11 protein-coding genes are annotated in these 14,561 nt (G+C 39.2%); 1 reads left to right on the top strand and 10 read right to left on the bottom strand.

What is annotated here, in order from left to right; genetic code table 11:
* Window positions 1-22: 22 nt before the first annotated feature.
* From mtlD to ybaK, 10 genes are all read right to left on the bottom strand, one after another.
* Window positions 23-2,146 (bottom strand): bifunctional mannitol-1-phosphate dehydrogenase/phosphatase, encoded by a 2,124-nt coding sequence (mtlD, locus tag F909_RS05395; RefSeq protein WP_005152754.1) that lies wholly within the window; start codon window positions 2,144-2,146, stop codon window positions 23-25.
* 197 nt (window positions 2,147-2,343) lie between these two features.
* Window positions 2,344-3,513 (bottom strand): MFS transporter, encoded by a 1,170-nt coding sequence (locus tag F909_RS05400; protein ID WP_265596702.1) that lies wholly within the window; start codon window positions 3,511-3,513, stop codon window positions 2,344-2,346.
* Window positions 3,514-3,625: 112 nt separating this feature from the next.
* Complete coding sequence (locus F909_RS05405; protein WP_005152749.1) at window positions 3,626-5,884, bottom strand: TonB-dependent receptor; 2,259 nt, start codon at window positions 5,882-5,884, stop codon at window positions 3,626-3,628.
* 9 nt (window positions 5,885-5,893) lie between these two features.
* On the bottom strand, window positions 5,894-7,144 hold the full coding sequence (locus F909_RS05410) for an MFS transporter (protein WP_005152747.1): 1,251 nt from the start codon (window positions 7,142-7,144) through the stop codon (window positions 5,894-5,896).
* Window positions 7,141-7,512, bottom strand: a complete 372-nt coding sequence (locus tag F909_RS05415) for a hypothetical protein (RefSeq protein ID WP_005152743.1) — start codon at window positions 7,510-7,512, stop codon at window positions 7,141-7,143. The genes F909_RS05410 and F909_RS05415 overlap by 4 nt, the downstream gene beginning before the upstream one ends.
* Window positions 7,509-8,150 (bottom strand): GNAT family N-acetyltransferase, encoded by a 642-nt coding sequence (locus F909_RS05420; protein WP_005152742.1) that lies wholly within the window; start codon window positions 8,148-8,150, stop codon window positions 7,509-7,511. Before F909_RS05420 ends, F909_RS05415 begins: the two co-directional genes overlap by 4 nt.
* A gap of 29 nt (window positions 8,151-8,179) precedes the next feature.
* Window positions 8,180-9,997: an IucA/IucC family protein gene (locus tag F909_RS05425; protein ID WP_005152736.1), complete on the bottom strand. Its 1,818-nt coding sequence runs from the start codon at window positions 9,995-9,997 to the stop codon at window positions 8,180-8,182.
* Window positions 9,994-11,475, bottom strand: coding sequence for a lysine N(6)-hydroxylase/L-ornithine N(5)-oxygenase family protein (locus F909_RS05430; RefSeq protein WP_005152735.1), 1,482 nt, complete (start codon window positions 11,473-11,475; stop codon window positions 9,994-9,996). Before F909_RS05430 ends, F909_RS05425 begins: the two co-directional genes overlap by 4 nt.
* Window positions 11,468-13,252: an IucA/IucC family protein gene (locus tag F909_RS05435; protein WP_005152734.1), complete on the bottom strand. Its 1,785-nt coding sequence runs from the start codon at window positions 13,250-13,252 to the stop codon at window positions 11,468-11,470. The genes F909_RS05430 and F909_RS05435 overlap by 8 nt, the downstream gene beginning before the upstream one ends.
* A gap of 334 nt (window positions 13,253-13,586) precedes the next feature.
* Entirely contained in the window at window positions 13,587-14,051 is a 465-nt protein-coding gene (gene ybaK / locus F909_RS05440) for a Cys-tRNA(Pro) deacylase (RefSeq protein ID WP_005152733.1), read from the bottom strand.
* Window positions 14,052-14,216: 165 nt separating this feature from the next.
* Between ybaK and F909_RS05445 the strand changes: the two genes are divergently transcribed.
* A complete protein-coding gene (locus tag F909_RS05445; protein ID WP_005152732.1) occupies window positions 14,217-14,522 on the top strand; it encodes a hypothetical protein in 306 nt (101 codons plus the stop codon).
* Window positions 14,523-14,561 lie beyond the last annotated feature (39 nt).

Below are 14,561 nucleotides of genomic sequence, written 5' to 3'. Positions count from 1 at the left end.
CTTTACCACCAACTATAGAGACTTAAGCGGACTGAGGTTTTAACTCATCGAGTTGTGATAAGAACGCATCGTCATCAAGTTCAACCTGTATCCCTTTATACAGTTGATTTAATAATGCTTTCCTTTGACTCTCATTGATGTCCATATGTTCGATATTGGTCTGAATATGTTTGACGATTTTAATTTCATCGACCTCAAGCATTTTCAGCGCATAGGCATAACCATAAATTGCACCTTGGATCAGCTTTTGATAAGGGAGCTGCTGCTGCACATGACATTCTAAACTACCTAATACCCGCTCATTTAAATTGAGTTTTCTAAGCGGATCACGTGCCACACGTTCACATGGGTCTTTATAAGCCGATCGACATGAGTGAAGAAAACTTTCGGCCATTCGGTCCAATTCTTTGGCTTGATGAGGAATTAGATTTGCTAGACCTAATTTGACTTCGTCTACGACTCGTTCTGCATATTTCATAATCTTTGGATCAGCCATAGCAATGCCGATGGTTTCATGTCCAAGCATACTGGCATACCAAGCCACCATGGCATGGCAACCATTCCATAACCGATTTTTGATGATTTGAATCTCAGAAATCTGATCGACTAAAATCATTTGTCGCATTTTATTGAGCAATGGACTCCGATTTTCAACATAAATCGGCATATCTGTTTCACTATGGAACAAGATTAAATCCATGTTTTGCAAGAATTGCCCTGTTTGAAATTGTCCGCGCATATCTTCTAAACAGTGTGTGATCTGTTGTTCCTGATTTTCAGTTAAGGCCGTCTCATCTGACAGCTCAATCGTTTCAGGATTTAACTCATTTTGGTACTGCTTAAACAAGTTATGCTTAATATTGAGCTGACGATATAAGGCTTGATCAGTAAGCTTGGACACCATTCGATTAACCACGGTATCGCAAAAATAATGTTCACTTAAAATATGCTCTGCAATATCTTCATCTGTTATGTCCAGCAAAGCTTCACGAATATGTTTCAGCACCAGATATTTGGCGCAGACTTTATTTAAAATAATTAAAAAAGTAATTGGTTCATTATTTTCAGCATCTGCTGACATAAACCGAGCAAGCAACCCCTTGGCGATGGTTTTCGCCTCAGACTGAATCGCCTGTTCAGGCAGACATAAGGCAATTAAGCTCGATTGCATATACATTTCCAGCATCTGCTGTTCATTATCTGCATCAATCGCGATTAAATTTTCAATTCGCTCATCGTAAGAAGATTGCCCATACCGGATGCTGTAACGGCCAAAACTATTCACAGATTCCAAATAAAGACGATTTCGGGTCGATGCCAAAATACGTTTGGGCCGTGTATAACCATCCCAATGCGATAGGATTTGTGCAATATAGCCACCACCGATTGCACCAAAACCATGAATCCCCGCCGTCAGTTGATTCGAACTTTGTGGAAATAATTCTTGTAATTGTGGCATCCCCATTTCAGGAATATAGTGATCCAAAGCATTCAGGCACTCATACATATCCTGATAATAGAAATTTGCTTTGGCAAGCATGCTGTCATTTGGTTCTTTTATATCTTTGAATAAAATCGTAATCCCGCCAGCATCATACGCTGAACAAATCCCATTTTCTGAGTCCTCAAACATCAAACACTGTTGAGGCTGCAAATTTAATTTTTGTGCAGCTTTTAAAAAGATTTCTGGATGAGGTTTACCCTTTTCAACTTCATCGCCACAGACCAATAAATCAAAAAACTTATAGACATTGGCATTTATTAAATATTCTTCTGCAATTGCCCGACGACTGGACGTCGCAACAGCCATTTTTAAGCCTGATTTTCTTAAGCGCTCTAAAACCTGAATCAAACCTTTTTTGATCGGCACCCCATTGTTACGAACGAATTCTAATTCCACTGCATCCGCACGTTTACGAATTGCGGTATAAGGAACATCTGCACCGTAAAACTTTTGTGCCAGCTGTTCAGATGCTTTCGCACTTAAGCCTAAACATTGCAGCAAATATTCATCTGAAAATTCCTGTCCAATGAGCTCTTTTGATGCCTGTTTCAATGTTTGGAAGCGTAATCGCTCGGTATCAAACATTGTTCCGTCCATGTCAAAAAGTGCTCCTTGAACAGGATAATCATGAAATATAAGCATCTTTACTCCTTTGATCTTGTTATGACGCTTTATAGGTTACTCAAAAAAACACACTAGAATCTAACTCGTTAATAAATGAAATAAATTTGATCAAAAAACAATCAAATATTATTTTTTAAAGCTTGTAGTTGACTAGTTTTGTAAAGATTCCTTGCATCAAGACCAAAAAAATGAATGTTTTTAGTCTAATTTACGGTTTATTCATCAACTAACGACGTCGTCACACCCTCTTTTCGAATCAACATCCAACTAAAATAAAATCCAATCGATAGAGTAAGAAAGAGTAATAAATAGAAAGGAAAATGAGTATCAAAACGGTACAAAAAAGTGCTGAGTAATGGCCCTACAATTAAGCCCAATGCCTGTGTCGCCGTACAAAAACTTGCCATTTTAACCTGTGCTTGCTGTGATACCGCTTGGGCAGCACCTGTGGTAAATGCTGGTAATAAACACGCTACGGAAATGCCATAAAAAATATAGCTGGCCTGAAACACTAAAATTGTAGGTGCATACAATGAAAGTAATAAGCCAAAGCACATGGTGACTAAGCCAATCATCACTAAACTATTTAATTTAAGCCGTAAGACTTTCACGATCAAAAGTTGGGTAAGTAGCAGACAGACTCCAACCACCAACATGCATTGGGAGAAATAAACTGCACTTTGCTGACTTGTTAAATGAAATTTATCTTGAATATAAAAACCTGCCGTCATATTTAAGGTCACTATTGCAACATAAGTGACAAAACCAAGTGCTAGCCAAATCAAACTTTGCATTAAAATCGGTTCATTGTCTAAGCCACTAATCTCGTCTACCTTATTTGTGGAAACAGGAGACTGAACGCGTGGCGTTTTGCTAAAAAAAATACTCAATGCAATACTTACCAATCCAAGTAAAGCAACGGCAATCCACATTGGAAAAAGTAAACCGCCAAATAATAAAATAGATGTGGCAAATGGCCCAATAATCATCCCAAAGCTATTCATTGCACCGAACATTGCCATCTGCTTACTACGATCATCGGCTTCAGTTGAGTGCGTCATCACATAACTTTGCAGGCCAATTTGTGGCAAAGCCATAAAAATACCAGTAGATGCTCGACTGAGTACCAATAGAGTAAAAATCAGTAGCGTTGGTAATATTGCCTGCGTTCCAAAATACAAAATTAGAGTAAAAATTGCCCATGTAAAAGTCATTCCCCAAAAACCATAATTGACCAATTGGTTAGGAGATTGATTGCTTTTCCTTTTCGCAATCCAAATCGATGCAATTGCCATACAGATAGCCCCTGCTGAAACAATTACTCCACCTTGAAATTCAGATAAATGTAATTGTCGAGTCAGCGGTGCTAATAAAGGGAGAATCATGGAAAAACAAGTTCCATTGATCAAAGCCGCTAACGCTAAAAATTTTAAATTGTTGTTCATCATGAAAATCATCAAAAGAAAAGGCATCTGAACAGATGCCTTTTTGATTAGATTAGTATTTGAGGGTGTAACTCAAACCATAGGTACGGCCTTGTGCAGGCAAACTAGAAATTGGGCCATAAACCGCCTCAGCTGCTTGACTAAATACAGTTTTATAATCTGCATTCCAAACGTTATAAACACCGAAGCCAACAGTTCCAGGACCAGCTTTCGCATTCGCGATCACATCCATAACAGCATAACCTTTGATCTTAGTTGCTGCATTTGGGCGGACATTAGTATCATATTTCGCAACTAAAGAATCTTCATATGCTTTATCAGTTCCCTTCACAGCCAACATCTGGACTCTTAAACCATTCCCTTTATCATCATTCCATTCACCAAATAATGTACCTTTGACTGGTGAAACTTGTAAGGCATTAAGTTCTCGCCAAGAACCCGCAGCATCTTTGAATTGCCCTCGAGTATAAGCAAGTGTTCCACCGACACTAAATTGATCTAAAATAGGCATACTTGCGTTTGCTTCTACACCGTAAATTCGTTGATCAGTATCTGCAACAGTTACTGAGCGGTCAGCTTTAAATTGAACAACTTTATCGGATGTATTATAGAACGTGGTTAAACCTAAATTTGCACCTTGATCATTTTGAAATCTCCAACCAAGTTCATAATTATTGACCGTAATTGGATCAACATTACCAGAACGGACAACATAGCCTGCTGAAACATCACGTAATACACGTTGAATATCGGGTAAGCTAAAACCTTGTGAAAAGTTGGCAAATATTTGTTGCTGATCATTAAATTTATAAACAGCCCCTAAATTAAACAATGTTTTATCATGTTTCACTGAACCCGCTGCGACTGTACCGACAGGTTGGCCTGTTATATCCCCCTGAATAGCTGCAACTGTTGGTTTAAATGCTGTTGTATCACTTTCGATTCGTTGATAACGCAGACCAGCCTGTACATTTAATGCATCAGTTAAATCATAGTTCCCTTGAACAAATGCACCTAAATTTTTAATGGTTGCATCTGGTCCAAAATCATAAGTACGTCCAGTATTATTATATTTCAGACCATTGTTTGTAAAACTATATAAGTCAGCCACTTGCTTATCTTTCTCATGATCATAATCAATACCATAAGTCAGTTTTAAATCACGATCAGCAAGATTAAGTTTAGATGTGATTGCAGCGCGTACCCCCGCGATATCAATATCAGACTCTGATTGATATGCTAAGTAATACCCTGCTGGGATAAAATTACTGAGTATCGTAGGATAAAATCTCGCTTTCTCGTTACGGTAATAGGCTTCAACATTCAGCTCTTGACCCAACAAGTCAGTATTTTGATACTGTGCATTGACTGCATAACGTTTCGTAAATGGTTGATCGTCAATTTCAAACCCTTTTAATGCCTTTAAGCTTGGTGCATTACCTTTTAAAACTGCAAAATTAGGACCATAATCAGGACCGTAATCTGAGTCTTGTTTATCATCATAATATTGTGCACCAACACTTAACTTCTGCTTATCTGTAAACTGCCAGCTTAAACGTCCATTGACATCAACAGTTTCTGTGTCTTGACGATCCGTCTGTGCAACCTCTGGTCCAATACGATTACCACGGCTGTCTTGAATCTCGCCGCGTTTGGTGTAACCAGCCCCGAGAAAACCATTCCAATCGCCTTGATTGAAGGCAACTGATTGATATGCTTCATATGCCAAAGCATCATTTTTAAAGTTGTCACCTGAAGTAACACCAAGTTTTGATTCAAAGTTTAATCTATCACCCGAACCTTTCTTGGTGATGATATTGATAATGCCACCTGTTGCCCCAGATCCATAAATACTACTTGCACCTGAAACAACCTCTACACGCTCAATTGAGTCAGGACTAATACTATTTAATTGGCGAGAAGCATCACGAGATCCTGTCTGCGCTACGCCATCAATCAAAATGAGTACCTGACGACCACGCATGGTTTGTCCATAATTAGTTGTTGTACCACTACTTGGACTTAGTGAAGGAACCAATTGAGCTAAAATATCTGCAAGTTTACGCCCCGCTGTAGCTTGTTGTTCAATCTGCTTTTGCTCAATTGCTTGAACAGTTCCTGCAATTTCAGCAATACTTTGTGCTGAACGCGATGCTGTCACTACAATCGGTGCAAGTTGTGTCGATCTTTGACTTTCTACTGCAACAGTCGTTTGAACAGCGGCATCAGCTTCAACAGTTTGTGCATACAATTGCGTACTGATTGCTAAGCTTAATAGCGTTAATGATGTTGAAAGTGAACGTACTTTCATAAATTACCCCTAGGTGAGTTGTTCCGTTTGTTTTGCTTTGTGGATTAACACTTGGCTGAGCAAGACGCTCAAGACAGATGCCGCCGCTAAAATGAGATAGAAATTTCCATAACCAAATGCTTTGGCCAAGAAACCAGACAGTGCACCGCCAATGAAGTAAACCAATAGCTCGAAACAAACCAAAATCGTAAAGTCTGTTCCAGCTTGTTCTTTGGAGCTGGTATGCATGAAATGAGCGTATAAAGCAGTCATGGCGATATAGCGAATCGCCAAAATAACCACAACAAATAGCCCCAATAACATATGCCACTGGTTAAACCAGCTAAGTAAGACGGCTACTCCAAGCACGGCATAAACCAAACTACGTGCCCAACCAGCCCAAATCAGCAATTGTGTTGCTGCTATTTTTTTTAGTAAGAAAGCCGCTGTTACGGCAGCCAATAAGCCAATACCAGCACCAATCACAGACATCAGCACCCCAATCTCTGCCAGAGACCATTTTTGATCAATCAGCATTGGATTCAACATCGCCATTGCAGGTGCTTCTACCACGCGATAACACACGATCAATGCCAAAGCCCATAACATTTCAGGACGTTTAAATGCGCGAATGAGGCTCGGTGGCTGCTTGGCAATTTTTTCTGTACTCGATTTTTCTTTGATTTGAAAAATCGCCAACATGGTCAGTGCTGTCATCACCGCTAAACAAATCAAAGCGGTTTGCCAACCATACAATTGATAAAGCCACAACGTTGTAGCCCCACCAATCATACTTCCGAGTGCCACACCAATACTTTGCGCCATACTGCCCAATCGGTATTCGGACTCAGAAAAGGTCTCAACCGTATAACCATCAATTGCAATATCTTGGGTGGCAGCGAAAGTTGAAATCCATAAACCGACAATCACAAATACACTCAGACCATAATCAAATTGCGTCAAAGCCAAGGCAACGACACCTAATACCAATGCAATTTGCGTAAATAACAGCCAAGTTTTACGTTTGCCAAGCGCTTTAAAATAAAAACGATCAATTAAGGGCGCCCAAAAAAACTTAAATGCCCATGGGATATACAGCAACGACAGCATGCCAATCCAACGTAAATCTACACCTTGATGGCGTAGAATTGCAGGCAATGCGACGTTATAAAAATACAGCGGCAATGCATGTGCGAGATAAAGCACAACGACAACCGATAAGCTCAGCGCAGAGACTGTTTTGACTGGGAAATCCTGATTAGGTTTTAATTGTTGGTTCATAAATACCTCTGCATGGCCCATTGCATGGCATCGGATTTTTCTAAACTGACAAAGTAAGGAACATGCCAGGCCTTCTGCAAAGCTGGCGTGTCCAATCGGATACGGTCTGCTTCATCTTGGGCAATTCGCGCAAAACCTAAGCAATATTGATAAAAATCTTGTTTGTATTGCTTGTACCACTTTCCCTGAATAACACGATATTCTTCAGGAAATTCGGTATTTAGCTCGGTTTGCATAATCAACACAAAACTTCTTTTTTGTTCGAAATAGTGCTGAATATGCGTCAACCATTGCTCAAATTCAGCCACCGAGACATGCGCTGCAAAGCGCATGTCCAAGATGTGTATCTCATTTATGGATAAGCTCATGTAACACTCAAGAGTTTGGCTGGCTGATCAGCAGCTAGCTGTTGTTGTGAAGTTTGGTAATATTCTCCAAACTTGTTATAAAAAGTTTCTCTAAAGCAGTAATACAACATCGCCGTTTTTTCTGGCATTGGAATAAGGCGTTGGGTTTCGTAACACAGATCTGCAACGACAGCAGCATAAGGCTTGACTGTATGGTCGGGTTCACCCACAATTTTTTTCGCTTGCGAATGCTCAAAAATGTAGAAGCTAAGTAAGCGAATAGTCGGACGTAAAAAGCCTTTACCAAATACGGATTTGTCACCAAACAATAAATGCCAACCGAGATCATGATCATCACCATCGTAATAGCGACCTAAACGATCTCGTTTGCCTTCATAAATCTCGGTATATCCCACATCTTTACCATCTACGCCCACAATCAATAAACGTTGATGATCATCTGCTAGCATCTTGTCGAAATAAACTTGGAGATCTAACTCTGATTTATTCAATTGCCATTGCGGAATAACATGCGGTTCATGCATCCACTGATGCAGCAAAGGGATATCTTGGGGATACTGCACTTGGCGTAAGTAGTATTGTGTTCCATCTTCGTGGTATTCAAAATAATCTGGTAATTGCTGAGAAATAGTTTTCATATCGAACCTTTATAAATTTAGAAAAAGACTTAACCTGCTTTAGATTCAACTTGCTGAGTTGACCATTCGGCCAATGTTTCAGGGCTGACTGGATTCGGGATTGGATCAAGGAATACAGGCACTGGACGCTCTGCTTCATCGTTATAACTGGTGGTAAATAAACGAACGCGGTTCAAACAAATTTTGGTATACGTTGGGCGCAACATGGCAAATTTTTCAGCACGCTCGGCCAACTCAGGATGTTGTTGGTTAAATTCAACAATGCTGTTGGAAATGGTCTGCCAAAAATCCAGTTCTGAATATTCAGGGTAATCTTGCAAGAACACATTACAGATGTAACGGTAATGGACCATAAATAAACCCGTGAAAATGAAATGGCTTAAATCGGCAGCATCATGGCGCAGTAGCAAATCACCTTCAGATGGCAATTGAGCCAATTCAGGGAAATCTTCATCAACTAGATTAATGTCATCAATAAAGTCCTTTAATACCAAGGCTTTCGGCACACCATTTTCATGCACTAACATGGTGTTTTCACCATGCGGTGAAAATGCCAATCCATAGCGATAAAGACAGAGTAATAACGGACTTAAGCAAACTTGAGCAAACTGCGCCAGCCATGCCAAAGGACTTAGACCTGATGCTTGAATGAGTACGCTCAGGATCGATTGCCCCGAAATATCTCGGTGTAATAACGCAGCTTGCGACAGAACTTGCTGTGATGGATCAACATAGCGATCGACACTTTCACGCCATAGACAACCAAACAACTCTTTAAATTGATAAGGTGCACCTTCAATTCGGTCAAAACATGGTTGGTGAATGGTTAAAGTTGCAATTTCACCCAAGAAAATCACACCTGTATTCTGTAATTCTTGATCTTGTTGATGGATTTGTTTTAACCACGCCGTCACTGCTGGCGCAGCAAGATTACGTTTTGATGGTAATCCTCGGTAAACAGCAGTATTAAAAATACTGACTGGCAGCTTAATGTAATGACGTTGTAAGTTTGATGTATTGCACAAAGTACGAATGGACTGCATCGGCACATAGCTATCTTGGCTAATGTTGAGCTCAATAATTTTCTGATCCACGATCTCATTGGCATAGGTTGGAACTAGCCATTGGTGCCATTGCCAAGCATGTACTGGAATTAAAAAGTAATTCTGAGGATCCAGATTTTTTTCTTTTAGAACATCAATGAATTGTTCAAGTTCATTTGCATCAAATTCATGCTGATACAGACCACAAGCGTCCCACTGCTCTGTACTGCGGAATTCGGCTAAATCACGATGGACTGCCAACCAGAGTACTTTGACTTCTGGTGATAGTTCTGGCGCAGAACTTAAATAATCATCATAACCAAAGCCCATACGACCCTTGCTCATAATGAGCCAAGGATGCCCACGCAGCATACCCTCAACTTTATAGTGCGGTTCAGTTAATACTGCATGACTTGGTAAACGTGCCTCGTTGAACAAATGCGCTTCTGCTAACCAAGTATTATTCATTTCTTTAATCAAATACGCTTTGGTAAATGGTTTCACATTTGAACTGTCAGACATTGCGACAATAAACTCATGTAAATTCCAAGCAGGTTGATCATGCTCATGAGCATTGCTGACATCCCGTACCGAGCCTTCCTGAATGTTCCAATGCCCAAGTAGATATTGATGCCCTTGAAATTCATAGCGACGATCTGCAAGCTCTAATTGATAACGTCCAGTAGATAAGGCTTTAACTTCAATAATTTCTTCATATAGAAACTCTGCAATCGCCATTTCAATGAGACGTTGTCCTGCGGCACGCCATTGCTGTTGATTAATCTTTAAGGTCGCAAAGTTCATATCAATTTCTCATACGTTGAAAGTACAGAAGCAGTTTGTGTACGTGTATTAGCGCAACGACTACCGGTATGTGTGGTAATCGTGCTCTGTTCTATTTTCTTTAAAAGAGGATGGTTTTTACTGACCGTCTTTTCAGCAAGACGATCTTCTGAAAGTCTTTTGTCATCAACTATTTGAATCTTGGGATTTTGAGTGAGCTCAAAATGCTGGAAGGTCTGAGCCTGCTGACCAAGATCATAAAGTTGGTGATCAACCAGTTGGTTGATAATGGTTGCAGCACGATATGCACCTAGACCTAAGTCTGGAGTACCTACACCGTGGCTGTGCATTTCCTGATTTTGGACAAAAATATTGCCATTCAAGTGATGGACAACACGATAATCCGCTGAAATTTGCCAACGCTGTTTATGGTCAAATTCGATATAAGGTTTTAACAGCTGCATAAATTTAAAATCAGGCGTGAAGTAACCCGTTGCTGCCACAACAAAATCGCAATCAAGATGGAAAGCCTGTGCAGTCGCGCGGTGCTGAAAATGTAGTCGAATTTTTTGTGTATCTAAAACTTCTGCATCCTTTAAGTCACACTGACTATGCAAATGTGTCTGCAAAGTTTGTCCAGCGATACTACGGTGATACAGCTTTTGATAAATTTCGCGAATGGTTTTTGCACTGATTCCTTTATATAACAGTGCCTGTTGCTGCAATTGCTGTTCTTTCTTTTCAGCTGGCAAATCATAAAAATGCTGTGCGTAATCTGGGCTAAAGTGTTCTAATCCTAATGGCGCATATTCCATTGGGAAGAAACCTTGCGAACGCGTGAACCAATGCAAATCAAATTGATGATTCGCTTTATCTTGCTGTTCCTCAAACAAATCAATGAAAACTTCAGCTGCAGATTGACCAGAACCTAATACGACGACATCCCCATGCAAATCTGCATCAGCATGGGTCATATACTGAGCCGAATGTAGACATTGTTGTGGCTGTTGTTGCTGAACTTTTGCCAAGCATTCAGGTAAATAAGGGACATTTCCACTGCCAATTACCAAATGACGGCATAAATAACTTTGCTGAATACCTTCTGACTCTACACGTACTTTAAAACCAATGGTTTGAGGTTCAATCTCTAAAACAAGAGACTGATATTCAATACAATCCAATTGCGCTGCAACCCATTGGCAGTAATGGTTATACTCACAACGTGGAATATGTGGCTGCTCTAAAAAATAAAACTTATATAGACGCTGCTGGTGGCGTAGATAGTTCAAAAAACTGAATGGACTGGTTGGATCAACCATCGATACCAAATCAGCCATAAATGGAACTTGCAATACCGTATTGGGTAATTGCATGCCTGCATGCCAGTCGAACTGCGCCTTTTGCTCGAAAAATACATAATTAAGCGAGCTCTTATTTTGAAGAAGGCTGGCAAGACTTAAGTTAAAGGGCCCTAGACCAATTCCTATAAAATCAAGCATAACTGACATCCTTCTGTGAAATACGCAGTGGATTTGGCAGTTGTACATAGACCGATTGATTTTCAACAGGAGCGATGAGCTCATCTAACTCATGCAAGCGTGTCAACAAATTACCTTTATAAGGTAAAGTTGAATTGAATAATAATCCCTGTAACAAGGTACTGTCAGGATATTGCTGTAATTGCTCTTGTAAAAAGCCACTAAGATGTTCGAGCAGTTCGCCTTCAGTCATATAGCCCGTTGCACCAATCGCATTGATAATGCCAAATAAGGTATTTCCAAAGAAATAGTAGCTAAAACGTTCATCCACAAAATCTTTTGGACCAACAGCAAACGCTTTTTCTTTCAGTTCTGGCAATGCTTTTAAAATTTCAGTGGCAAATTCTTCAATATAATAAAAACCTTGGTTATCACGTAGCCATAATGTTTTAGGGAAATGATTTTCCAGCTCTAACAACACATTCTGCTGATGTGACTCAAAAGCCATCCCATAACGATGATAGAGATACATTAACGGTTGCAGACTAACTTCGAGGAAGCGGCTAAACCAATCTAAGGCAATCTCTGAAAAATTAGTTTCATGATGCGTTTTGGCGATTTTTGCAAATAAAGCATTAAAACGATTCAGAGATTTACTTGGATGATCTTGGCATAAGGATGCAATACAAGTAACTTGCTGTTGAGGATGGAATGGCTGATCTCGGAAAATACAAATACTTTCATTGACCACTTCATCATCAATTTTCAAAGCAATCCAGGCTGGATCATTGACTGCTTTTAAACTTGGGCATTGTTTTAAGATGGTCTGGCCCAATTCGCTATGCCATAAACGATGCGTAAGTTCACCACGGTGACATTCTTTTTCAAGGTTCACGCGAATTGAATTGGTAATCATCACTGATAGTGAAGGCTTGACCATCCACGGCGCATTAAAGCTTGCAAGCGTACGAATCGATGTCGTCGGATAAAATTGCCAACCACGCAAGCCTAAATCAATCAATTGGCCTGTTTGTTTCAAACGCTCAAACCAGGGTTTACTTTGTAAATAACGTGCCTGCCATGGATGCAAAGGCAGTAATTTATATTCCGTATGTGTTTTTAAAAGGTGTAGGTCATTTTCAGATAAATACCATTGCAACGCAGTTTTGAGCTGACTTGAGATCGTTACATCAGTTGCGCTGCCTTCAGAAATATAGTCTTGATGGACCAACCAGTAATGAAGTTGTGTCTTGCCTTTGTGCTCAGGAGAGAACTTTAGCCAATCTTCATGAACAAAACCTGTCCTGCTTTTCGGGGCGGGATGCATACTATGGCCGAGGATTAAAGCTTGCTCTGTTTCTATAAAGTTCTGACCCGCTTTCACCAAGTCATCAAAATCATCTTCACGTTGCAGTAAAAACTGTTGCAACGCATCACGACTTTGAATCCACTTTTCGACCAAAGAAGCCGCATCCACTGGAATAGAAGATTCAAAAACTAACTCTTCAAGTAATAACCCAATAACTGCAACTGGGCTGAATGTCTTGATTTGTCCTTGAATAATAACTTGTGGAAGATCTGCTAAACGGTGCCGTCCAACTCGACTGACATAAGATAAAGGAAAATTACAGTGTGCTTGAATAGAATGGATTGGAAGCGATAACAGCGTCAAACCTTGGCTAAACGCTTGTTGTTTTGGACTTTGCTGACTTTTATCTAGCAAGTGACCTTTGCCAGTTTCTTGCGTATATGCGTTGACAAAATGTTGCATCGCCAACCGATTGGCAAGTGATTGCATCTGACGGTTTCCTCTTTCAAGAGAGTTAATTTGTTTTTCGAAATGTTTAGGCCTGAAACATATCTTAAGCACAAGGGAGGTTATGATTAAGATCAAGCTAATGATAATTATTATCATTTATATTTTCAATTCAACAATGCTATTTAAAAAATAGAACTTAAGCTATTGAATTAATTTATTTAGTAGGCATTTTTTGAACAGAAAAGATACAAAAAGATAATAATAATTCTCATTAAATAAAATGATAATTTTTGTATCGGCAATAGTTTTTATAGATTTATAAAAACTTATAAATAACAATATTTTAAAAAAAATTGTCTGTGAAATTTATTTTTCAGTCTAAAAGATCAAAGAAATCTGCACCAAGCAATTTCGCGAGTTGCTGTGGATTAAGACCAATGTCCAGCCCTCTTTTACCGCCACTAACATAAATTTTATCAAATGACTTCGCCGTTACATCAATCACTGTTTTGAGGCGTTTCTTTTGTCCTAATGGACTAATTCCACCAACAAGATAACCTGTTAAACGCTCAGCGTCTTTAGGATTTGCCATTTGTAATTTCTTGCAACCCACTGCTGCTGCAACTTTTTTTAGATTGAGTTGATGATTTACTGGCAAAATTGCGATGAAATAATTTTTTTCATCTGTCACCATCAAGGTTTTAAATACTTCTTCAACATTTAAGTTCAACTTTTCTGCAGCTTCCAGCCCGAAACTTTTTGCATTAACATCATGTTGGTACTCATGAATTGAGAATGCTATTTTATTTTTTTCCAATAATTTACAAGCAGGTGTCATATCTATTCAGTATTTTTGATTTAGGAATAAAAGTGGGATAAGTGTAGCATTTAAAAATTAAAGATTAAATTTACTTAGGCTATTTTGGATATAAATATCTTCTTGATAAATGCTGAACCAACCTCATATATTGGCTAAGGTGAAACAAACAGGCTCAATTCCTATATGAGTTATAAGCATAATAATTTAATGGCCATGCGTCAGAATTATTGGGATGATGAGTCATCCAGTACCATACAAGCTGAAAAACAGTTTCTAAGAGAAATGTTGGTTGCTGAAGGCATTTTTAAAGATGCGACTTTAGACGACACCAAGTATTTTTTCTTTACACTCCCCAGTATTATTATTGTCAAAGCTTACTCAGTTGGCTTTCACCATAGTGAAGTCAAACGAATGTTAGTGAAGCATATTCATAGCAATCGAGCAGCCTTGATAAGAAAATCTTCACTCAAAATTCAGTTTAAGATTTAGGACATATGTATAGTAAATATCGAGTAAATGCGAAATATT

Source organism: Acinetobacter sp. ANC 3929, assembly GCF_000369405.1.
GTDB lineage: Bacteria > Pseudomonadota > Gammaproteobacteria > Pseudomonadales > Moraxellaceae > Acinetobacter.
This window is presented reverse-complemented; position numbering and strand designations above follow the sequence as displayed.